Here is a 22781-nt window from a genome sequence, read left to right on the forward strand (position 1 = left end):
ATGTTACAATCGAACGGTTTCCATTGATGCTGGCAAAACCGATTTAATGTCGTAAACCACACATGTTGGTTTACGCAATTCGGCTATATCCAAATCGTTAAAAGCTTTATGTGCTACTGCAAGCACTATACCATCGTATTTTCTGGTTTTAGAGGAGCCGTTTTCGCAGATAACCCCATAACTATGACTGGCCTGATCTGCATTTGCCCATGGATCGTGGATAACTACCTTTACTTTATAGGCCTCTAAACGCCTAACAATGTCGATCACTTTGGTATTACGTACATCAGGGCAGTTTTCTTTAAAGGTGAACCCAAGCACAAGCACTTCGGCACCCACAATATGGATATTTCTGGCAATCATTTCTTTAATAATCTGATCTGCCACGTACTTACCCATGCCATCATTTACCCGCCTTCCGGCCAGGATAATTTCAGGGTGATAACCAGCTTCCTGTGCCTTTTGTGCCAGGTAATAAGGATCTACTCCAATACAATGGCCACCTACTAAACCTGGTTTAAAATTTAAGAAATTCCATTTTGTGCCCGCAGCAGCCAAAACCTCGCCAGTATCAATATCGAGCTGATTAAAAATCATAGCCAGTTCATTAACAAAGGCAATATTGATATCGCGTTGCGCATTTTCGATTACCTTGGCAGCCTCGGCCACCTTTATGGATGAAGCTTTAAAGGTTCCGGCTGTAATTACAGAGCGGTATAAGGCATCTATTTTTTCTGCAGCCTCAGGAGTAGATCCTGAAGTAATTTTTAAAATATTGGCTACTGTATGCTGCTTATCGCCAGGGTTAATCCGTTCTGGAGAATAACCGGCAAAGAAATCTTTATTGAAAACCAGGCCCGATCCCTTTTCTAAAATCGGCACACATTCATCTTCAGTTACACCTGGATAAACAGTTGATTCATAAACCACTATATCACCTTTTTTCAAAACCTTGGCCACAACAGCACTTGCTTTATACAACGGGGTTAAATCAGGTCTGTTGTTTTTATCAACCGGGGTTGGTACGGTAACAATGTACACCGAAGAACTGCGTAATTTCTCAATTTCATCTGTACAGTATAAGCCTTTTAAAGTTGTACATTCAAAAGTGAGCACATCATTCAGTTCCGTTTCATTAACTTCAAGAGTACTATCGTAACCCGATTTTAATTCAGCTATCCTGGCCTGGTTAATATCGAAGCCAAAAACCTTGTATTTTTTTGCAAATTCCACTGCCAGCGGCAAACCAACATAGCCAAGGCCAATTACCGTCATCTTCAGGTTTTCTTCATTACTATACATAATGTTGTTGGGTATTTGCGGTTAATGTTAAATTACTTAAGGGCACTCTGGTAACTACTGCGCAATCTAAATGATCGAAAGACATCAGCACATGTTTACCTTGAATCTGGATCACCTCTCCTTCCTGGTTATGAAAAAGCCCGCTGCTAATGCGAACACGATCGCCTTTGGATACACCTGTTAAACTCACCACATCAACATCATTGTATAATTCCATAATGTGTTTCAGCTTATCTACTTCGCTATCGCGCACTACCGCAGGCTTACCCATATAGTTGATAAAATTTAATACACCAAGTGTATACCTGATTTTATAGCCATCTCTTTCGTCGATTTTTACAAATACGTATCCGGTAAATAGCGGCAGACTTACTATTTTCTTCCTGTCTGCCCATTGATTTTCCACATTACGCACCGGGCAAAAAGATTCGAAGCCCTGCTCTTGCAGTAACCGGTCTACTTTTTTCTCCCAGCGGGGACGGGTATAAATCACAAACCATTTTTTTGCGAAAGAGGGCTTGTAGTTAATTGAGGATTCCATTTTTGAGGGATTATTAATTTAATTTTCAGTCTATTTGGTACAGCTTCGCTATATCACTTACATGGAGTAGGTAACAAGTTTTATGTTTTTTTAAGGCTAAATTGTTCAATCTGTCCGTTGGATACAGCTTCGCTATATCACTTACATGACGATTGTTTATTATTATTAAATTGCGGGAACCGGTTTATTGCAACATGCATTTTACGGTAACCAATTAACCGCTTTAAACAGTTAACCAGTTAAAAATTTTAAATCGTTTGGGGACGTTTTATTTGGTAATGGGTAAGGTTATTCTCTTTTAAAACAAGGTGATTTTAGTTTGCCATGGCATAACCATAACCTCCATAGCTGTATTTTTGGTTTTTTTCCCTTTTGGCGTCGTTAAAAACAACCATTGGGTTTTTTAGCTTATTGTTATCACAAATATCTTTTAATATGGCCAGTTGATACTTATTGGTATAATTATAACGCACCAGGTAAATGCTTACATCGGCGTATTCGGCAAGGCTAAATGCATCTGCTACCTGGCCAACCGGAGAAGTATCGATAATGATGTAATCGAATCTTTCTTTCAGTTCATCAAAGAGTAAATCCATTTTAGGGCTCATCATTACTTCCGAAGGATTTTCGGGCGATTTACCACAGCCAATTACCGAAACATGATCAGAAACAGCAGTTGGCTTAATTATATCCTCTAAGAAAACAGAATCACTGATCAAATAATCTGTAAGCCCTTTAGTTTGCTTTAAACCAACTTTATTTAAAAGATCGGGTTTCCTCAAATCAAATTCGAGCACAACCACTTTCTTATCCAGCATACCCAAAGTAGTGGCAAGGTTAACACTGAAAAATGTTTTACCCTCTCCTTTCATACTTGAAGTAACCAGCATTACCCTGTTTTCAATATTGTTAGACATCAGCCCTAAATTCATTCTGATATACCTAAACAGTTCTGATATGGTGGAGCGGTTATCTTTTTGAAAAACAATGGTACTTTTATCCAAGTTATGGGAAAGTTCGCCAAGCATTTTAGCCCCGGTTAGTTCTATTGTACTCGCATCCTGAACTTTATTGTTAAACAACCCTTTTACGTAGATTGCTCCTGCTGGCACGAAAAAACCAAAAATAAAGCCACATAAATATAATAGTGGTTGTTTCGGACTATCCGGAATGGTATTGTAAGCCGGTTTATCCACTACCTGAGAGGTTGGCACTGTAGCAGAAAGTGATAAGGCAGTTTCCTCTCTTTTTTGTAAAAGGTATTTATACAAACCAGATTTTACACTTTGCTCGCGGCTTCTTTCTATCAAACCACGTTCTATTGTTGGTACCGACTTAATTTTACTGTCGAACTGAGAATAATTAGCCCGAAGGTTGCTCCTTTCAATAACAAAGCCCTGTTTAATGCTCGACAAATTTTCTAAAATATTGTTTTTTAATGTAGCCAGTTGCTCAGTGAGGTTTAAAACCAATGGATTTTCTGCATTTGCAGTACGCAACATTCTATTTCTCTCCAACTGGAGGTCGTTAAATTTAGAAATCAATGAATTAAGGATAGGATCTTTTAAGCCCATCGCACTTGGTGCCAGCGTAAACTGACTTTGCCTGCCTTTAAAATAGCCTTCTATTGATTGTAATATCCGCAATTGTACAGATGAATTTTCGAGCAGCTGGTTATATTCTCCTGAGCGTGCAGCATTCATCTGTGCATCCATATTAATATCCGTAACGCGGTTTTGCTGTTTGTAACTCTCTACATCTTCTTCAGTACCAGATAAATCGGCCACCAGGTATTTTAACCTGTTATCAATAAACTTAATGGTATTTCTGGCAATGGCGTTCTTATTGTTTACATTATTAATGTTGTACGTTTCAATCAGGTCGTTCAAAATATCTATGCCCCTTTGCGGAACCGCATCATTAAGGCTGATGGTGATGGTATTGGCATCTTTAACAACAGGAACAATTTTTAACGAAACCAAGCTGTAAGCCTCTGTCATTTTATAAAGGTTTTTAAACTGCAACCTTATTTTACCGAATTCGGTGCCAAAAGCTGGTCCTTTATCTATTTTAACCGCATAATTTTTGTTGTGGATGGTATCTCCATATTTTACGATATTGGTACTTAAGCTATCCTGAAAAAGGTAAGAAATTTCATCCAGGTAAGAAACATTGATTTTTCTGGCATAAGCACCGTTTTTTAAACTAATGGCGGTAACCACTATCGGAGCAGTTTTACCATATAACTCCTTCTCTCTAAAACCTTGCTTTTTAAAATAAGAAGTTTCCAGCTTAAGTTTTTTTAGTACTTTAAAAATTAAATCCCTCGATCTTAAAATTTCAATCTCATTATCAACAGTTTTAACCGTTTGGAACATGTTTAGATCGCTAAAGGCTGTGCTGTTAGACATTGCGGCACCGTTTTTATCATCAGAGATCAATAATGTGCTGCTTACCTTATATTTTGGCGGCGTAATGTATAAAAACGTATATACCGCAGCCATAGAAACCAATATACTGATTAAGAAATAATGCCAGTTTTTGGCAAACCTGGTTATAGTTTCTGCAAAATCTTTTGCACCAACATTTGTACTTTGTTTAAGCATGATATTGTATTTTAAGAGACGTTAGCGACGAAGAACAGCTGTAATTAATACCGCAACGGCAGATATAGAAGCAATTACTACAGGCATAATACGGGTATTCGGACTATATTCGATGGCTTTCGATTTATCTGGTTCTACGTAAACCACGTCATTTTGCTTGAGGTAAAAGAATGGAGAATTCATCACATCCTGATTGTTTAGGTTTAACCTTTTCATTACCCTCTGTCCATTCTGCTGCCTAATTACCAGGATATTATCTCTTTTGCCATACACCGTCATATCGCCAGCCATACCTAATGCCTCCAGTAAGTTAATGTTATCACCCTGCACAGTAAATGTTGATGGCCTGTTAACCTCGCCAATTACCGTTACTTTAAAATTAACCAGTTGTACATCTACCACAGGCTTTTTAACATATTTATCCAGTTCTCTGGAGATGGTGGCCTGCGCCTGCTCAAGGGTTAAACCCTCCATCCGAACATTGCCTACAACAGGCAGGTTAATCATCCCTTCCTTACTTACCCGGTAACCTTCTATTTTATAATTGTTATCCGAACTTGGGTTTTTGGTATTTACGGCAAAAAGCACATTCGATTCTTGATTTAAACTGTTAATGGAAACACTTAAAAGATCATTTTGCTGGATTTTTACTTCCTGCGCAAGCAACTTCTCTTCACCACTTTGTTTGGCAAGATTACTAAAATATACCAGGTCTCTCCTTGGGGCACAACCTGTATTGATACATATGTATATGGCGATTAATAGTATTACTTTTCTCATAACTGAAGTAATGTTTTAATTTACGTTTGATTTATTGAGAACTAAGCTAGGGAATTAAGGTTCAATGTTTTATATACTCTCCTAGGTTGTATTTAAATTGTATAAATTATAGGCAGCATGCACAACATTTTAAATAACGCATTAACACATTACACACGATTTGTGAATTTTCCGGAACAGAAGATGTGAAAATTTGGCGGCCGATTTTTACTCAGAAAAGGATAAAACAGTTTTAAAAATTACTGCTGAAAATAAAAAAATGCCGAAAAATGATTTAACATTTAAAAAAGCTGTTTAATACTACATTTTTTCTGGTGTCTAAAATCCTTTTTTCTGATAAACACTAAAAAATTTGTCTTTCCATTAGACTAATTTATTTTATTTTCTATCCGCTGCTGTATTGTTTGCTACTTTCTGCCTTACCTATGGCTCAAATCACCAATTGTTGTGAAAGCAGTTTCACATCGCATTTGCTAAAAAAACAATTGGGAAAGATAAACGTGATATCCTGCCGTTTTAGTTAAAAAGGAGAATATTAGGAATATGAAGGTGATAAATCGTTTAACAGGCAGGCGAATATGAAAATCAGAAGACCGTGTTACACAATTGTAAAGCTGTAAACAGCATTTTCCAAAATAAGTACAGTATGCTTTTAACCTGTTTAAACAGTGCTTTAATGTATAAATTAGTGAAAACCAAAAAAATATGAAAGTTATTATTTATGGAACAGGAAAAATGGCCGAGTTTATTTGCTATTCATTTATGAACGATAGCAACTACCAGGTTGTTGCCTTTTGTGTTGATGATGCTTATGTTCCGCCAGCCGGAAGCACGCTCTTAAAATTGCCAATATTAAGCCTAAGCCAGGTGATTAAAGATTTTCCTCCAGATCACCACAAAATGCACATTGCAATAGGCAGAAACAGCGCCAGAGAGAGCGTATACAATAAAGTAAGTGATTTGGGCTATACCTTCGCCAATTATATTTCATCAAAAGCCAATGTTTGGCCTGATCTGGTAGTGGGCAACAATACCTTTATTGATCAATGCTGCGATATACAGCCCTTTGTAACCATTGGCAATAATTGTATGCTTATTGGTGCCCGCATAGGTCACCATTCTACTTTGCAGCACAATGTGTTGTTATCAGGAAATATTTTAGCAGGCAATGTAACCATTGGCAATAATTCTTTTTTAGGTATTAATTCTGCCGTAAAAGAAGATATCACCATCGGAAGCCACAACATTATCGGAGCAGGGGTATTTATCAATAAGCATACAGAAGATTATGCCATTGTATCCAATGCTTCGGTACCACAACGCGTAGGTAACTCCAAACGCTTTGTAATGTTTAATAAGGCGCAGGACGTGAAACAGGCCTAAAAATTAACTATAAAAAAAAAAGGGAAGCCAATTAAAGCTTCCCTTTTTTTATGCGTATAATAATACCTTAAACCTTTGTTCTATTTTCTGAACTTCTTTTCAGCTGCGCATTAATGCGCTCCAAAACATCATAAATATCAAATGGCTTGCTAATGTAATCATCGGCAAATGCATCAACAGCTTTTTGTTCGCTATTGTTTTGTGCAGACATTACAATAATCGGGATGTGTTTGGTGAAAATATCCGTTTTTAAATCTTCACAAATTTCTGCTCCGTTTCCATCTGGCAACATTACATCCAGTAAGAAAAGATCAGGCATTGCATCCTGTATATTCTTCTTTAATTCTGCAAAAGATGATGAAAGCTGTAATTCAAAACCCTCTTCCTTTAACAGAATTTCAATAACGTTTCTGATCTCCTGATCATCTTCTAAAATGTGTATTCGTTTTTTTTCCATGTTCAAATTATAATGTTTGGGATTTACCGTTGGCGTGGAATGCGCTACACGATAGTAACAGTAACACCCAAACTCTCTAAATGTTTAACAATTTGTTCAGAAATTCCTTTATCTGTAATAATATGATCTATTTCTTCCAATCCGCATATCTTTCCGAAGCCTCTTTTACCAAATTTGGTAGAATCGGCAAGTACAATTGTTTTTTGAGATACACCGATCATTTTGCGGTTTAAATGTGCCTCCATCGCATTTGTAGTGGTTAAACCAAAATCGAGATCAATTCCATCAACCCCTAAAAACAGTTTGTTAAAATAAAAATCCTGCAATACCTGCTCAGCATAAGCACCCATTACCGATGATGAACTTTTTCTCAGCAAACCACCCAATTGAATCACTTCTATACTGGGCTCGCGCATTAATTCCAAAGCCACATTAAGCGCAGAGGTTACCACCGTTAAATTTGTAGCTGGTGTAATATTTTTAGCAAAATACAATACCGTAGTACCCGAGGCAATAACAATAGAGTCATTATCATTCAATAAAGCCGCTGCGGCAATACCTATCTTGTTTTTCTCGGTAGATTGTATTTTTTCTTTCTCGTTAACAGGCCGGTCTACCGTGTACGGATTATTTACTGTAGCTCCACCATGCGTTCTAAACAACAGGCTTTTATCTTCCAGCAGTTTTAAGTCCTTTCTTATTGTAACAGACGACACTTTCAATTCCTTACATAAATCAACCACGTTAATGTATTGATCACGTTGCAGGCGACTTAAAATAAACTGGTGCCTTTCAGCCAAATTCATCATAGTATATTTAATTAACGTGCCGCAAATTAGCAATAAAAACATTCTTTAAAATATTTTAAAGAAATAATTAATAAATTTTTAACATACATATTATATGATTTCGATTGAGATTTCTTATAATTGCGTATTGTTTCGTTTTATTACCTTTACAATCAATAATGAAAAGATTACATCAACCAGATATCGCGGAAAACACAAACTGGGACTTAATTATCATTGGTGGTGGGGCTACAGGGCTAGGTACAGCACTTGACGCCGCGAGCAGAGGCCTTAAAACCCTCTTGGTTGAGCAATCGGATTATGCAAAAGGAACATCAAGCCGCAGCACCAAACTGGTACATGGTGGTGTACGTTATCTTGCGCAGGGCGATATTGGATTGGTTAGGCATGCATTAAAAGAAAGAGGATTATTACAGCAAAATGCCAATCACCTCGTTAACAAAGAGGAATTTCTTATCCCCTGTTACGATTGGTTCTCTGTTGCAAAATACTTAACCGGACTTACTTTATACGATTGGCTGGCCGGAAAATACAGTTTTGGTAAATCTAAATATTTTTCTAAAAAAGAAACATTGGCCATGATGCCAGGCATTAAAGCGGAAGGTTTAAAGGGAAGCATCAGGTATTACGACGGAAAATTTGATGACGCCCGCCTCGCCATCAATATTGCACAAACAGCAATTGAAAAGGGTGCATCATTGCTTAATTATACAAAAGTTACCGCTTTGCTGAAAAATGGTGAAACCGTTACCGGCATCGAAACTGAAGATGCAATTACTGGTACGGTAGCAAAATATATTGGCAAAGTGGTTATTAATGCCACAGGGGTTTTTGTTGATGATATTTTGAAGATGAACAACCCCAATTCGAAGAAAATGGTTCGCCCAAGCCAGGGCGTACATGTAGTTTTGGATAAAAGCTTTTTAAACAGTGAATCGGCCTTAATGATCCCTAAAACGTCGGATGGCCGTGTTTTATTTGCTGTGCCTTGGCATGAGCATTTACTGGTGGGTACAACCGATACCCCTTTGGATGAACACAATCTTGAGCCCAGGGCCCTAAAAGAAGAAGTAGATTTTATTATGGGTACTGCAGCCAGTTATTTCAACCGTAAACCGCTGGAAAAAGATATATTAAGTGTTTTTTCAGGTCTTCGGCCCTTGGCGGCTCCCACAAATGGTGAAGGGAACAGTACAAAAGAAATCAGCAGAGACCATAAGCTGATTGTTTCGACCAAAGGATTAATTACCATTACCGGGGGAAAATGGACCACCTATCGCCGAATGGCTGAAGAAACAGTTAATCTGGCCATTACACATGCCGGATTGGAACCGAAAGCATGCGTAACCAAAAATTTGAGCATCCATGGTAGCCAGGCGATTAAAGGAGATCATTATTTAGACATTTATGGATCAGATCGAAGTAAAATTGAGGCTTTAATTGTACAAAATCCAAGTCTCGGTGTTAAACTCATCCCAAACTTCCCCTATACTGAAGCAGAAGTACTTTGGTTTGCCAGAAATGAGATGGCAGAAACTGTAGAAGATATTTTAAGCAGAAGATTCCGCATACTTTTTATTGATGCCCAGACTGCTAAAGATATGGCACCAAAAGTAGCTTCAATCCTTGCCAAAGAATTATCGGCAGATGAAAATTGGGAACAAAATCAAATTGAAACTTTTAATAAATTAGCCGACGGTTACATTTACCAGGCGACAAATAAAATAACCGATACGGCTTTAGCCCACTAACCAAATTTCCAGTTATGAGTAAATACATCCTGTCTATCGATCAAGGAACCACGAGCTCGAGAGCAATCATTTTTAATCACAATGGCGAGATTGTTGCCATTGCCCAGCGAGAATTCACACAGATATACCCAAAAGCTGGTTGGGTGGAGCACGATCCGATGGAAATCTGGTCGACACAATTGGCTGTAGTAACCGAAGTTATTGTTAAAGCAGGCCTTACTGTAAGCGATATAGATTCTATTGGCATTACCAACCAGCGCGAAACGACGGTGGTATGGGATAAAGAAACCGGAATGCCCGTTTACAATGCAATTGTTTGGCAAGACAGGCGTACCTCTGCCTATTGCGACGAAATTAAAGCGCAGGGTTTAGCGCCTAAAATTCAGGAAAAAACAGGATTGATCATAGATGCTTACTTCTCGGCCACGAAAGCCCGGTGGATACTTGAAAACGTAGCCGGTGCCAGAGAAAAAGCTGACGCCGGTAAACTGGCTTTCGGTACTATCGACACCTGGTTGATCTGGAAATTAACAGCCGGAGAAAAACACGTTACCGATGTAACCAATGCATCGCGAACAATGCTTTACAACATCCACACATTAAGTTGGGATGAGGAGTTGCTTACCTTGTTTTCTATCCCAAAATCAATGTTACCAGAGGTAAAATCATCAAGCGAAGTTTATGGTCAAACAGCAGGAAGAATTTTAGCCGCCAAAATACCTATAGCAGGTATTGCAGGCGATCAGCAATCGGCGTTGTTCGGACAGATGTGCACCGAAATCGGGATGGTAAAAAATACATACGGAACTGGCTGTTTCATGCTGATGAACATCGGATCAAAACCCAAAATATCGGCAAACAACCTGCTCACAACCATTGCATGGCAAATTAACGGCGAAGTAAATTATGCATTGGAAGGAAGTATTTTTATTGGTGGTGCAGTTGTACAATGGCTCAGGGATGAAATGGGATTGATTTCCAAATCCGCAGACGTAGAAACATTGGCTAAAAAAGTTAAAGATACGGATGGCGTTTATGTTGTACCTGCTTTTGCGGGTTTAGGTGCACCACACTGGGACCAGCACGCGAGAGGAACCATTACAGGGTTAACCAGGGGGACTAACAAATCGCATATTGCCAGGGCGGCCCTGGAAAGCATTGCCTACCAAACCATGGATGTTTTAAAAGCCATGGAGGCTGATGCAGGCGTAAACATTACTGAGCTTAGGGTAGATGGTGGGGCCACAGCCAACAACCTGCTGATGCAATTTCAGGCTGATTTGTTAAGTTGTAAAGTAATCAGACCGGAAGTTACTGAAGTAACCGCCATTGGTGCTGCTTATCTGGCCGGATTGGCTACAGGTTTTTGGAAAAGCATAGATCAGATCCGCTCCCAATGGAAAATCGACAGCACATTTATTGCCGAAGAAGGGTTAGACAATACAGCCAGGATAAAAGGCTGGAATAGGGCCGTAAAAGCTGCAAGGGTAAATGCAGAAGACTAATTAGCAAAATTTAAACCGATAAGAATTTAATTTTATGAATGTATATCTCGCAGAATTTATTGGAACAGCACTGATGATTCTTCTAGGAAATGGCGTTGTGGCGAATGTTGTGCTTAAAGATACTAAGGGTAATAGCAGCGGCTGGATGGTGATAACAACGGCATGGGCACTTGCTGTTTTTGTTGGTGTAGTGGTGGCCGGCCCCTATAGTGGGGCGCATTTAAACCCCGTTGTTACCTTAGGTTTGGCTATTGGCAAAGGCTTTAGCTGGGCATTAGTACCATATTACATTATGGCACAGCTTGCTGGTGCCATTACAGGTTCGCTATTGGTTTGGCTGATGTACAAAGATCATTTCGATGCCACAGAAGATCCCGGTTTAAAAGCCGCGCCTTTTGCAACTGCCCCGGCCATTAGAAATAAAGTTTCCAATCTTGCTTCAGAAATTGTGGGCACCTTTGTTTTAATATTTGTTATTTTCTATTTTACAGATGCAAGCATGAGCACCAAAGAAACCGTTACCCCAATCGGTTTAGGCTCAATGGGTGCTATACCGGTTGCATTTTTAGTTTGGGTAATTGGTTTGGCATTAGGCGGAACAACGGGATATGCGATAAACCCTGCACGGGATTTAGGTCCGCGGATTGTACACTTTTTAATTCCGATGAAAGGTAAAGGAAACAGCGATTGGAGTTATGTCTGGGTACCGATTGTTGGGCCGATTATAGGATCTACACTGGCTGCAATTGTATTTTTAATGATAAGTAAGTAGCCATTGTGTAATTCGATTTTAATTTGATTAGGTGTTATTTGAGCCTGTAGCAACACCATAATGGCAACACGGTCGTCATTCTCGCGCATGCGGGAATCATAATGCGTTTGCTGGTACCGATAGTTGTAAGATTGCTTCGTCGGCTGAAAAAGCCTTATCAGCAATGACGATCGCCTCAACACTTTACAAATAGTGAATAGAACGGCGATTCAAGACAATCTTTTTTGTATTTTTTTAACACGGTCGTCATTCTCGCGCATGCGGGAATCATAATGCGTTTGCTGATACCGATAGTTGTAAGATTGCTTCGTCGGCTGAAAAAGCCTTCTCGCAATGACGATCGCCTCAAAAACTTTACGAATAGTGAAATAGAAGAGCGATCCAAGACAATCTTTTATGTGTTTTTTTAACACGGTCGTCATTCTCGCGCAAGCGGGAATCTTAATGCGTTTGCTGATACCGATAGTTTTAAGATTGCTCGTCGGCTGAAAAAGCCTTCTCGCAATAGCGATCGCCCCAAAACCTTAGGAATATTGAAATAGAACAGCAATCCAGTGGTTTTCAATTCCTATAAATAATCGTTTATCATCACTAATTAATTACCTTTGAAATACGGTCGAACTGAATAGATAAATTAACCTAAGCATTTAAAATTGCAAAACTACTTTCTGGTTGTTGATACTGAAACATCTGGTCTGCCAAAAAACTGGTCTGCCCCCTATTCTAGTGAAAAAAACTGGCCATACATCGTACAGATTGCATGGATAATTTACGACAGTTCACATCAGGAAATTAAAAGAGAAAACCATTACATCAAGAATACAGGTTTCACCATTGATAAAGCAGCATTAAAAATTCATAAAATTACGCCCGAGTATTTAGCTGTTCATGGAGAAGATAAAGAAAAAGTGATGCTGCAATTTGCTGCTGATATCGAAATGTACAACCCTTTGGTAATTGGCCACTTTATCGAACTGGATTACCACATGGTGAATGTAGAATTATACCGTATTGGCAAGGAAAATACCTTTAAAAACCTCGTTTTCTTCTGTACCATGAAAGCCAGTGCCCCATACATTACCAATACGGTGATCAGCCACTTAAAATTGGATAAGTTTTATACCATTTTATTTAATGAAGTACCAGAAAACATGCATAGCGCATTATCTGACGCTTTAAATACAGCAAAAATTTTCTTTCACCTTTTAAAAACAGGTGCAATAAGTTTAAACACAGTTTATACCCAGGAGCATACTTTTACATTGGAGAAGAAAGAAGAAAAATTTTCGTTTAAAAGAATTTTACAGGAACTTTTTAATGGAAGATAAATTAGCAGATCAAATTTATACCGCCCGCATTGGCGACATAACTTTCAGAAAAATAGTTAGCTGCCCGCCAGGCACACCCATTTTTGAAGCTGCTATAAAAATGGCAGAACAAAAAACCAGTTGTCTCTTTATAAAAGATCAGAATAACTACCTGGGCTTTGTAACCGATATTACCCTACGGGATAATGTGATTGCCAATCAACTCGATACCAACCTACCTATCGACCAGGTAATGGATACCAACATTGTAACCATTACACCCGAAGCTTACGTGTATGAAGCGATATTGATGATGTTCAGTAAAAAATCGCGTTATCTCTTAGTTAATGATCATGGCAATTATGTTGGTTTTCTGAGCAGGAACAGACTTTTGAGTGAGCAGGCAGAATCACCGTTGGTTTTCATTCAATCGGTAAAATCGGCTGTAAATACGAGTGATTTAAAATTGAAATGGCAAAAAGTTCCGGGTATTGTAGCACAATTATTGGCTCGGGGGGTACATGCCAAAATCGTTAATGAGGTAGTTACCACCATTGCAGATACCATTTCATTTAAAATTATTGAAGATGTAATTACTAAACTCGGCCCTCCGCCCGCAAAATTTGTTTTCATGGTTTTGGGAAGCGAAGGCAGAAAGGAACTCAGTCTTAAAACCGACCAGGACAATGCCATTATTTACGAAGATACCGCCGAAGATAAAAGAGCGGCAGTACGCTCATATTTTCTTGATATGGCTACACAGGTTTCCGATAAACTCAACTTTGTTGGTTTTGTATACTGTGATGGTGATTATATGGCTACCAATCCTAACTGGACACACTCGCTTTCGCATTGGAAATACAATTACAAAAACTGGATAGAGGAAGCCCTTCCGGAAGCAGCAGTAAAATTTGCGGCATTTTTCGATTGCCGGGCCATTTATGGCGATTTAACCATTATGGATAGCCTGCGGTTGTTTGTTGATGAAGAACTGCAAAAACCTATAGAAAAGTTTTATGTATACCTGGCTAAAAATGCTTTATTGTATGAGCCGCCGCTCACTTATTTCAGAAACATCAGAACCCAAAAGATCCATAAAAAGGAAGTATTTGATATTAAAACGGCCATGACCCCAATTGTAGATCTGGCGAGGGTGTATGCCTTGCAGAACAGGATTTTTCAAAAAGAGAATACCGGCGAACGTTTAAAAGCATTAAAAGAACTGGGTATTTTTAGTGAAAAACAGTTTAATGAACTTTCTCAATCATATTATTACCTTATGGGCTTAAGGTTAAAACACCAGGCCAATCTGATTATTAATGACCAGGCCGTACCCAATAACTTTATTGAAATTGATTCCCTAACAAAAATTGAAAAGGTAACATTGATCGAAATCTTTAAAATTATACAGAACTTCCAAAGTGGCATCAGGATGAAGTTTACCAATAGTTTAGGTTAACTCAAAACAATCTGACTAACATAGTAAAATACCCATTGCAGCATACATACAAACTATGTAAGCATCCGCATACACGCAAATCGCCGTGAACGCACAAAGCAAGCAAACGTTTGCGTGTTCTAATCTGTATTTCATTTAAATTAAAGCTTCAGCATTCTAAAATCACAGATCTAAATACCTGAAAACAAACATTTTGATAACCATTGCGAGAAATTTCAATCAAACGTTTGCGCGGAGTTTAATTGAATTAACTTATACACTAGTGTGTAACTTAACCATAGAATCAGTAACACACATCGCTCCAACAAACTGATTTTCTCTATTAAGGATTTGAATGGCGGCCTGGACTGGCAAATAATGATGGCATAATCAGACATAATATATCTGATTTATTGGCAAGAGGCTGGGCTCAGCAAAATAATAAAGACAAATAACCAATTGCAATATTATCAACCCTAACCTAAAATTATCTTATGAAAAAAAACAGTCTACTCTTAACAGGCATTGTCTCAGCCTGTTTGCTTACTTTTTCCTGTAAAAAAGCCGAAACGCTAAAAACGGAAGAAAAAACACCCACCTTAAGCCAAAAGCTGGCCACTACCAACATTATTACCCAAAGCCGCAATGTAAATATTGTGTATTTTGTGCCCAATGATCTTGATACCCTTGCCGGTTATAGAAAAAGATTGAGCGATCTATTATTGTGGACCCAAGACTGGTACAAACAGGAAATGAACCGCAATGGTTATGGAAACAAAACTTTTGGCCTTGTTAATGATGGAGCCGGAGGAGTAAAAATTTTAACCATAAGAGGGAGTTTGCCAAAAGCCAGCTATCCTTACTCCGGAGGGAACGGTGCAGTGGCAAGTGAGGTAAATGCTTACTTTGCAGCCCATCCGGCAGATAAAACCAGCGATCACACGTTAATTATTATTCCACGTTATTCTATCGGCACAAATGGCACACCAAGTGGAGGTCCGTTTTATGGTACCGGAAGATGGTGTTATGCACTTGATTACGAAGAAATGGATATTGCCAACCTTGGTTTGAGTACTGCTGTGGGAAACCGTTTCAGCGTCTGGTTCGGTGGTATGGTTCACGAGATTGGTCATGGATTAAATTTGCCGCATAACCGACAAAAAGTTTCCGAAAACTCAACACTTGGCATGGCATTGATGTGGGCCGGTAATGGAACTTTAGGTAAAAGCCCTACCTTTTTAACCGCTGCTGATGCCGCTATTTTAAATGCCAATCAGGTTTTCAACAACAATTCCAATACCTATTATGGTGCAGTAACCAGCAATATTAATAAAATATCCGCCAGCTATTCCACTTCATTAGCATCAATTGTTGTATCTGGAAAATTTACATCAACGGGTAACGTAACCAGTATTTTATACTATAACGACCCCAATGTGAACAATGAAGGCACCGGCGTAAACCACGATTACAATGCCATCACCTGGGAATCGAAAAAAATCGGCACAGATAGCTTCAGGGTAGTAATGCCTATTGCCGATTTACAGGAAAAAGCAGACGGCATACCCTACGAGTTGAAAGTAAAGTTGGTACACGATAATGGAACTGTAACAGAACAAATTTATTCCTATACGTTTTCGGGTGGTTTACCTGTATTAACTTTCTCAACCAAAAATGAGCTGAGTAAAACCGGATGGAGCGTTGCCTCATTCAGTTCTGAAGAAACCAGTGGCGAAGGCGCAACAAATGGTAGAGCTGCAAGATTGATTGATAGCAACATAAGCACCTACTGGCACTCGAGGTGGAGCAGTTCGGCAACAAGTTATCCGCATACAATCGTAATTAATCTGGGTGCTTCAAAAACAGCTACAGGCTTAAGTTTAATACAAAGAAGTGGCTTAAGCAGGGCGGTAAAGAATTTTGAACTGTTAACCAGTACAGATGGGGTAAACTTTACTTCCGTTAATAATTATGTGGCACAAAATGTAAACGGACCACAATACTTTGATTTTGGCAGTGCAAAAACATTCCAGTATTTCAAGGTGATTTTAAATACGGCACAGGATGGTTTACAGTTTGCCAGCTTAGCAGAACTGGGATTATATTAGATTTTCAAAAAACTAAGCCACAAAAAAAAGTCCTGATTTACATCAGGACTTTTTTTAAATATGATTGTCGCCGAAGCGAAAATTTCTATTTTACTGCATCAATTACAGCTTTGAAAGCTTCTGGGTGATTCATTGCTAAATCAGCCAATACTTTACGGTTTAAACCGATTTCTTTTGAAGCTAATTTACCGATCAATTGAGAGTAAGAAATACCGTGTTGACGTGCACCAGCGTTGATACGTTGGATCCACAATCCGCGGAATTCTCTTTTCTTAACTTTACGGTCACGGTATGCATATTGCAAACCTTTTTCTACTGTGTTTTTAGCAACAGTATAAACCTTACTTCTTGCTCCCCAATAGCCTTTGGCTAGATTAAGGATTTTTTTTCTTCTTCTTCTCGAAGCTACTGCGTTTACCGAACGTGGCATGTTGTTGTTGTTTTTTGGCAAGCGGCGTTCCGTTTAACCGGAAACTTAAAGCCTGATACCTGGTGAATTAATAAATTACTTTCCGATACAAAGCATACGTTTAACGTTACCCATATCAGCATCAGATACGATACTTGCTTGACCTAAGGCACGTTTACGTTTAGTACTCATCTTTGTTAAGATGTGACTTTTGTATGCGTTGTTTCTTTTGATTTTACCTGTTCCAGTAAGCGAAAAACGCTTTTTAGCACTGGAATTGGTTTTCATTTTTGGCATAACCTGTTTTTTAATTTATAAACCTATTTTTATTTTTTTGCTACTTTAGGTGCAACTGTAAGGAACATCCTTTTACCCTCTAATTTAGGTAATAACTCTACTTTTCCTACATCTTCCAAAGCCTGGGCAAATTTTAACAATAAAATTTCTCCCTGCTCTTTGTATACAATTGCTCTACCTTTAAAATGCACATAAGCCCTTACCTTCTCACCGTTCTCTAAAAAGCTTATAGCGTGCTTCAATTTAAACTGGAAATCGTGATCGTTGGTATTAGGACCAAAACGGATCTCCTTTATTACAGTTTGTTTAGCATTTGATTTAATTTCTTTCTGCTTTTTCTTTTGTTCGTAAACAAATTTACTGTAATCAATAATCCTACAAACCGGTGGTACGGCATTTGGAGAAATCTCTACCAAATCCAATTCCAGTTCATCAGCAAGCGCCAAAGCTTTCGCCAAAGGATAAATCCCCGGTTCAACATTATCGCCAGCTAAACGCACTTCGGGCGATTTTATATACTGATTAATGTTATGCTCTGCTTCTTTTTTCTTAAAAGGCGGACGTGGTCCCCTGTTAAATCCTGGTCTTCCTAATGCCAAATTTGTACTATTTTAATTTAAACTGTTATTTCTTTTCTTAATAAATTGTTGAATTCTTCCAACGTCATTTCGCCTAAATCTCCCTCACCATGTTTACGGACAGAAACTTTTCCTTCTGCCATTTCTTTATCACCGATAATGAGCATGTATGGGATCTTTTTAACTTCCGAATCGCGTATTTTGCGACCGATTTTCTCATCACGAAAGTCAATCAGCCCGCGAATATCGGAATTATTTAGTTCATCTAAAACTTTTTTTGCATATTCTTCATATTTTTCTGAAATAGGAAGTACAATAAACTGTTCCGGACTTAACCATAACGGGAAGTTTCCTGCGCAATGTTCAATCAAAACGGCAATAAATCTTTCCAATGAACCAAAAGGCGCACGGTGGATCATTACCGGTCGGTGTTTCTGGTTATCGCTACCAGTATATTCCAATTCAAAACGCTCTGGCAAGTTATAATCTACCTGAATGGTACCCAACTGCCATTTTCTACCCAAAGCATCTTTCACCATAAAATCAAGCTTAGGGCCATAGAATGCAGCTTCGCCATATTCTACAACAGTATTTAAGCCTTTCTCTGCGGCTGCTTCGATTATTGCATTTTCAGATAGTCTCCAGTTCTCATCAGAACCAATATATTTTGCCTTATTCTCCGGATCTCTTAATGAAACCTGTGCGGTATAGCTATCAAAACCTAATGATTTAAATACATAAAGCACTAAATCAATTACTTTTTTAAACTCTTCTTTCACCTGCTCAGGCATACAGAATAAGTGAGCATCATCTTGAGTAAAACCACGTACACGGGTTAAACCATGTAACTCGCCACTTTGTTCGTAACGGTATACGGTACCAAACTCTGCAAAACGGACTGGAAGATCTTTGTAAGAACGTGGTTTTGTTTTGTAAATCTCACAGTGGTGAGGGCAGTTCATCGGTTTTAAAAAGAACTCCTCTCCTTCTTGCGGGGTTTTAATCGGCTGGAATGAATCTTTACCGTATTTTTCCCAGTGACCAGAAGTTACATATAAATTTTTATGCCCGATGTGTGGGGTTGCAACTTGCTCGTAGCCTGCTTTAGCTTGTGCTTTAGTTAAAAAATTAACCAAACGCTCGCGCAAAGCAGTTCCTTTAGGCAACCATAAAGGTAAGCCCATGCCTACTTTTTCTGAGAAGGCAAATAACTCCAACTCTTTTCCCAATTTACGGTGATCGCGTTTTTTAGCTTCCTCGATCATCAAAAGATATTCGGTAAGCTCGCTCGCCTTAGGGAAAGTTACGCCATAAATACGGGTTAACTGTTTTTTAGTTTCATCGCCACGCCAGTACGCGCCAGCTACATTCATCAGTTTTACTGCTTTTACAAAACCTGTATTTGGAATGTGTGGCCCACGGCATAAATCGGTAAACGAACCCTGGGTATAAAAAGTAATTTTACCATCTTCAAGGCCATCAATCAAATCGAGTTTGTACTCATCGCCTTTTTCGGTAAAATATTTTACCGCATCAGCCTTGCTTACACTTTCGCGCACAAAAGTTTCTTTTTGTTTAGCCAGTTCGATCATCTTGGTTTCAATGGCTTTGAAATCATCCGAAGAAAATTCACGGTCGCCAAAGTCTACATCATAATAAAAACCGGTTTCAATTGCCGGACCGATACCAAATTTGGTGCCCGGATAAAGTGCCTCTAAAGCCTCAGCCATTAAGTGAGCGGATGAATGCCAAAAAGTTGATTTTCCGGCAGTATCATTCCAGGTCAATAATTTCACTGATGAATCAGATTCGATTGGTCTTGTTGAATCCCAAACTTCGCCATTAACCTCAGCGGCTAATACGTTACGGGCTAAACCCTCAGAAATTGACAATGCAATTTGGTAGGCAGAAGTGCCCTTTTCATACTGACGAACGGAGCCGTCAGGTAAAGTAATGTTAATCATCTACAACTATGATTTAAATTTTAAATAAAAAAGATTTAAAGATCACTTACAATGTGATTTTATTTTGTGCAAATGTAAGCATTTTCAGACTAAAAAGCAAGGTGAAGATTCTAAAAACACACTTGAACACGGTAATTTTAGATTAACTTGGCCTCTACTAATTATTTGTTGACTTGATTATTTCACGCCTGCCTAACAAAATTGTCATGCTAGATTGATTTAGCATCTGACCTAAAAACTTACCCTGAAATAAGTTAAGGGTAAAGATTGAATACTGGCAAGTACCGACTTATAAAAATTTAGTTTTCAAATATTTACGCAATGGAATATCTACAAACTTCATGATCAGATAAGCTAAAATAATTAAAAGCATTACCGATACAGGAATTACCACCCACAAAGTTGACATAGTTGGTTTAACCACGGCAACATACGTGAGGAATACCCAAACAAACGGATAATGAGTCATGTATAAAGGATAAGATATATCGCCAGATAGTTTGCAAAGATTTTTTGATCCATGATTTAATGTTGCCCCGGCACCCAAAGCTACCAATAGTGGAAAATAAAACAGTACAATTATAGGTTCGGTAATCCAGTTGTAAGCATCTCTATAAGGGAAAAGAAAGGCCGCAAGTAAAAGTACAATCATACCTAAAAAGCCCAGTTTATTTTTAATGATCCAGTTAAATCGGTAAACGAGCATTCCGGCAGAGAATGAATAAAGTACCCTAACGCCTCCATCCCAAAAATTTTGTCCGCCCCAGCCGCCACTCAAATTCGAATTGAGAACTTTTAAAGCTACGTAACAAATGCATGCTGCGCCAACCAAAACGAGTGCAAACAACACCTTTTTATTGAGTTTATACAACAAAAGAATATAAAAGATGTTCGCAATATATTCCCAAAATAACGACCAGGCAGGCGCATTTAAGCAGAAAAGATTGGTGTACCTTTCGGGCATAACCGGATATGGAATTAAAAATGCGGATGTTAAAAACAGTAATAAAGTTTTTCCAAAGCCATAAACAGGATAAAAATCGCTAAAGGGATCGAATAAAAAAGTGAGCAAACCTAAAATTGAACCAATAACAACAAGTGGATGCAAACGGATTAACCTCAATTTAAAAAATTGCATAAGCCCAATGTGTGGTGCCCTGGTATCGTAGGCATAGGCAATTACAAAGCCTGATAAACAGAAAAAGAAATCGACCGCAAGAAAACCATGTGAAAGGAAATTTTTATTGTAATCATTAATGGCGATTTCCATAAAATGGTATATTACTACCACAATTGCGGCTACGCCCCGTAATCCATCTAAAATTTCGAAATGTTGTTTTGTTGCAAGTAAGTTGGTCTTGTTTTCCGTTGTTATCACCTTGGTCAGATTATTGAAAGCCCCAATAATAGTTATTCTTCATTTAGCAGCAAAAACTAAAGCCAAGGATTTCAAAAATGATACAAAAAAGCCCTAAAGGCTTAAAACTTCAGGGCTTACGACACCCATCTTACTGGGTGTGGTTATATTTTACGCTATTCTATCTGGTAAACTTTATAGAATAAATTAATTTATACCAAAAGATCTGATTTGACCTCCACCACCTGGTCTGTTTTGTCTAAAACGTTTCATCATGTTCTCCATTTTAGCTTTGTATTCTTCAGCAGTAATCAATTTTGCTTTTTTAGGTGCAGTTACATCTTTCGAACTTACGTTTCTATATTCTATACTTTTTGCAATCGAGCTATTGCCTCTACCCTCAATCGCTAATACCGCACCTTCTGTCCACATATTTGGGTTGGGAGAAAAATCGAAGCCCAAATCTTTTGTGTACCAGATTTTGGTTTCTTCCACTACATTTTTATCCATATCCAATATTTTAATTGCCCTGGTAGATCTAACAATGGCCTGGTGACAAGTAAAACCAATAATCTGTTTGGTCGAATCTGTTTTAACCACTTCAATTGTTGGTGCCGGAGCAGGCTTTGCTTTAGTGGTATCGTTAGAATTACCACCACCCATTCTAAACGAGCTAATTGGCCCTGAACTTGCCAAAGTTAATTTACTTGGCATATAATAAGTGGTATCGTTAAGATCGAATACTTCCGTAAGTCCTTTATCGGCGAATGTATAATAATACTCACGATTACCACCGCCACCACCAAAACGCATCATCATACGGCCCATGCCACCACCGCCACCACCTGCACCATTACTATCTTCAGTTTCTTCTACTGGCATATAACTCGCGTTTGTAGCCGTAAATAACAGTTCGAAATTACTTTTGCTTGATGATGGCATCCTCGCCTTCATCTGATCGGTTAATTGTATACCGCTGGCCGAAGCCATAGCCGCCGGATCGATTGTATTTTCGAATTGAATTGCTCCGGAAGTTTTTTTCTGCGCATTTGCATAACCTGCAATGAACATAACTCCAAGTAAAGCGATGAATATTTTTTTCATTATGATTTTGTTTTCTTGTTAGATACGAAAGCTTTTAAAAGGTTTAACAAAGATATTGCTGCTTGTTACGTAAAGCTGTTAAATTGTGTTAAAATCAATGGATGGATTCGCTGGACAGGGTGTTTAAAGGAAGATGTAATTTATTTTTTACAATAGAGCTTATTTTTTGAAAAGCAATTGCAGTGGTTCTTTGGTTGCAGTAGTCCTGCCCTCTGCTTAATCCCGATTGAACATACTCTTTAATTAAAAATTGATCTTTAAATCGAGATAACGCTGACGGTCAGGTTTATTTAACAAAAAACTGTGGTTCTTT

The 22781-nt window shown here is 38.4% G+C and carries 19 protein-coding genes; 7 read left to right on the forward strand and 12 right to left on the reverse strand.

Features of this window, described 5'->3' with window-relative positions:
- Window positions 1-3 precede the first annotated feature (3 nt).
- The 4 genes from ASE74_RS17415 to ASE74_RS17430 all read right to left on the reverse strand — a co-directional run bounded on the left by ASE74_RS17415 (window position 4) and on the right by ASE74_RS17430 (window position 5229).
- The gene (locus tag ASE74_RS17415; RefSeq protein ID WP_055911739.1) at window positions 4-1302 is read right to left on the reverse strand and encodes a nucleotide sugar dehydrogenase; all 1299 of its coding nucleotides are present in this window, start codon (window positions 1300-1302) and stop codon (window positions 4-6) included.
- Window positions 1295-1843 carry a UpxY family transcription antiterminator gene (locus tag ASE74_RS17420; RefSeq protein ID WP_055911744.1) on the reverse strand — a complete coding sequence of 183 codons (549 nt, stop codon included), beginning with the start codon at window positions 1841-1843 and terminating at the stop codon, window positions 1295-1297. Before ASE74_RS17420 ends, ASE74_RS17415 begins: the two co-directional genes overlap by 8 nt.
- Before the next feature lie 314 nt (window positions 1844-2157).
- The gene (locus ASE74_RS17425; protein WP_055911748.1) at window positions 2158-4449 is read right to left on the reverse strand and encodes a polysaccharide biosynthesis tyrosine autokinase; all 2292 of its coding nucleotides are present in this window, start codon (window positions 4447-4449) and stop codon (window positions 2158-2160) included.
- Between the two features lie 21 nt (window positions 4450-4470).
- On the reverse strand, window positions 4471-5229 hold the full coding sequence (locus tag ASE74_RS17430; protein WP_055911750.1) for a polysaccharide biosynthesis/export family protein: 759 nt from the start codon (window positions 5227-5229) through the stop codon (window positions 4471-4473).
- Between the two features lie 705 nt (window positions 5230-5934).
- On the opposite strand from ASE74_RS17430, the gene ASE74_RS17435 reads away from it, so the two are divergent.
- Window positions 5935-6612 (forward strand): acetyltransferase, encoded by a 678-nt coding sequence (locus ASE74_RS17435; protein ID WP_055911754.1) that lies wholly within the window; start codon window positions 5935-5937, stop codon window positions 6610-6612.
- A 67-nt stretch (window positions 6613-6679) separates the two neighbouring features.
- On the opposite strand, the gene ASE74_RS17440 is transcribed toward ASE74_RS17435, so the two are convergent.
- Together ASE74_RS17440 and ASE74_RS17445 are read right to left on the reverse strand one after the other, a co-directional pair.
- Complete coding sequence (locus tag ASE74_RS17440) at window positions 6680-7069, reverse strand: response regulator transcription factor (RefSeq protein ID WP_055911756.1); 390 nt, start codon at window positions 7067-7069, stop codon at window positions 6680-6682.
- 44 nt (window positions 7070-7113) lie between these two features.
- A complete protein-coding gene (locus tag ASE74_RS17445; protein ID WP_055911762.1) occupies window positions 7114-7878 on the reverse strand; it encodes a DeoR/GlpR family DNA-binding transcription regulator in 765 nt (254 codons plus the stop codon).
- A gap of 158 nt (window positions 7879-8036) precedes the next feature.
- Here ASE74_RS17445 and ASE74_RS17450 point away from each other — a divergent pair, with 158 nt between their 5' ends.
- From ASE74_RS17450 to ASE74_RS17475, 6 genes are all read left to right on the forward strand, one after another.
- Window positions 8037-9629, forward strand: coding sequence for a glycerol-3-phosphate dehydrogenase/oxidase (locus ASE74_RS17450; RefSeq protein ID WP_055911765.1), 1593 nt, complete (start codon window positions 8037-8039; stop codon window positions 9627-9629).
- Between the two features lie 14 nt (window positions 9630-9643).
- Window positions 9644-11134 carry a glycerol kinase GlpK gene (glpK, locus tag ASE74_RS17455; protein ID WP_055911766.1) on the forward strand — a complete coding sequence of 497 codons (1491 nt, stop codon included), beginning with the start codon at window positions 9644-9646 and terminating at the stop codon, window positions 11132-11134.
- 34 nt (window positions 11135-11168) lie between these two features.
- Window positions 11169-11906, forward strand: a complete 738-nt coding sequence (locus tag ASE74_RS17460) for an MIP/aquaporin family protein (protein ID WP_055911769.1) — start codon at window positions 11169-11171, stop codon at window positions 11904-11906.
- A gap of 653 nt (window positions 11907-12559) precedes the next feature.
- Complete coding sequence (locus ASE74_RS17465; protein ID WP_055911771.1) at window positions 12560-13234, forward strand: 3'-5' exonuclease; 675 nt, start codon at window positions 12560-12562, stop codon at window positions 13232-13234.
- On the forward strand, window positions 13224-14672 hold the full coding sequence (locus ASE74_RS17470) for a DUF294 nucleotidyltransferase-like domain-containing protein (RefSeq protein WP_055911774.1): 1449 nt from the start codon (window positions 13224-13226) through the stop codon (window positions 14670-14672). The genes ASE74_RS17465 and ASE74_RS17470 overlap by 11 nt, the downstream gene beginning before the upstream one ends.
- A gap of 473 nt (window positions 14673-15145) precedes the next feature.
- Entirely contained in the window at window positions 15146-16759 is a 1614-nt protein-coding gene (locus ASE74_RS17475) for a discoidin domain-containing protein (RefSeq protein WP_055911778.1), read from the forward strand.
- Window positions 16760-16844: 85 nt separating this feature from the next.
- Here the strand turns inward: ASE74_RS17475 and rplT are convergent, their stop codons facing one another.
- The 6 genes from rplT to ASE74_RS17505 all read right to left on the reverse strand — a co-directional run bounded on the left by rplT (window position 16845) and on the right by ASE74_RS17505 (window position 22468).
- Window positions 16845-17189 (reverse strand): 50S ribosomal protein L20, encoded by a 345-nt coding sequence (rplT, locus tag ASE74_RS17480; protein ID WP_025144714.1) that lies wholly within the window; start codon window positions 17187-17189, stop codon window positions 16845-16847.
- A 75-nt stretch (window positions 17190-17264) separates the two neighbouring features.
- Window positions 17265-17465 carry a 50S ribosomal protein L35 gene (gene rpmI, locus ASE74_RS17485; protein ID WP_029279105.1) on the reverse strand — a complete coding sequence of 67 codons (201 nt, stop codon included), beginning with the start codon at window positions 17463-17465 and terminating at the stop codon, window positions 17265-17267.
- 29 nt (window positions 17466-17494) lie between these two features.
- The gene (gene infC, locus ASE74_RS17490) at window positions 17495-18064 is read right to left on the reverse strand and encodes a translation initiation factor IF-3 (RefSeq protein WP_055911781.1); all 570 of its coding nucleotides are present in this window, start codon (window positions 18062-18064) and stop codon (window positions 17495-17497) included.
- A 17-nt stretch (window positions 18065-18081) separates the two neighbouring features.
- Entirely contained in the window at window positions 18082-20007 is a 1926-nt protein-coding gene (gene thrS, locus ASE74_RS17495) for a threonine--tRNA ligase (protein WP_055911785.1), read from the reverse strand.
- 289 nt (window positions 20008-20296) lie between these two features.
- A complete protein-coding gene (locus tag ASE74_RS17500) occupies window positions 20297-21385 on the reverse strand; it encodes an acyltransferase (RefSeq protein ID WP_055911789.1) in 1089 nt (362 codons plus the stop codon).
- Between the two features lie 186 nt (window positions 21386-21571).
- On the reverse strand, window positions 21572-22468 hold the full coding sequence (locus ASE74_RS17505) for a hypothetical protein (RefSeq protein WP_055911791.1): 897 nt from the start codon (window positions 22466-22468) through the stop codon (window positions 21572-21574).
- Window positions 22469-22781 lie beyond the last annotated feature (313 nt).

Origin of the sequence: Pedobacter sp. Leaf216, assembly GCF_001421515.1 — a bacterium.
Lineage (GTDB): Bacteria > Bacteroidota > Bacteroidia > Sphingobacteriales > Sphingobacteriaceae > Pedobacter.

Excerpts from the sequence above, each read along its gene's own strand:
- ASE74_RS17415 (WP_055911739.1), bottom strand. The coding sequence starts at position 1,302 with ATGTATAGTAATGAAGAAAACCTGAAGATGACGGTAATTGGCCTTGGC.
- ASE74_RS17420 (WP_055911744.1), bottom strand. The coding sequence starts at position 1,843 with ATGGAATCCTCAATTAACTACAAGCCCTCTTTCGCAAAAAAATGGTTT.
- ASE74_RS17425 (WP_055911748.1), bottom strand. The coding sequence starts at position 4,449 with ATGCTTAAACAAAGTACAAATGTTGGTGCAAAAGATTTTGCAGAAACT.
- ASE74_RS17430 (WP_055911750.1), bottom strand. The coding sequence starts at position 5,229 with ATGAGAAAAGTAATACTATTAATCGCCATATACATATGTATCAATACA.
- ASE74_RS17435 (WP_055911754.1), top strand. The coding sequence starts at position 5,935 with ATGAAAGTTATTATTTATGGAACAGGAAAAATGGCCGAGTTTATTTGC.
- ASE74_RS17440 (WP_055911756.1), bottom strand. The coding sequence starts at position 7,069 with ATGGAAAAAAAACGAATACACATTTTAGAAGATGATCAGGAGATCAGA.
- ASE74_RS17445 (WP_055911762.1), bottom strand. The coding sequence starts at position 7,878 with ATGATGAATTTGGCTGAAAGGCACCAGTTTATTTTAAGTCGCCTGCAA.
- ASE74_RS17450 (WP_055911765.1), top strand. The coding sequence starts at position 8,037 with ATGAAAAGATTACATCAACCAGATATCGCGGAAAACACAAACTGGGAC.
- glpK (WP_055911766.1), top strand. The coding sequence starts at position 9,644 with ATGAGTAAATACATCCTGTCTATCGATCAAGGAACCACGAGCTCGAGA.
- ASE74_RS17460 (WP_055911769.1), top strand. The coding sequence starts at position 11,169 with ATGAATGTATATCTCGCAGAATTTATTGGAACAGCACTGATGATTCTT.
- ASE74_RS17470 (WP_055911774.1), top strand. The coding sequence starts at position 13,224 with ATGGAAGATAAATTAGCAGATCAAATTTATACCGCCCGCATTGGCGAC.
- ASE74_RS17475 (WP_055911778.1), top strand. The coding sequence starts at position 15,146 with ATGAAAAAAAACAGTCTACTCTTAACAGGCATTGTCTCAGCCTGTTTG.
- rplT (WP_025144714.1), bottom strand. The coding sequence starts at position 17,189 with ATGCCACGTTCGGTAAACGCAGTAGCTTCGAGAAGAAGAAGAAAAAAA.
- rpmI (WP_029279105.1), bottom strand. The coding sequence starts at position 17,465 with ATGCCAAAAATGAAAACCAATTCCAGTGCTAAAAAGCGTTTTTCGCTT.
- thrS (WP_055911785.1), bottom strand. The coding sequence starts at position 20,007 with ATGATTAACATTACTTTACCTGACGGCTCCGTTCGTCAGTATGAAAAG.
- ASE74_RS17505 (WP_055911791.1), bottom strand. The coding sequence starts at position 22,468 with ATGAAAAAAATATTCATCGCTTTACTTGGAGTTATGTTCATTGCAGGT.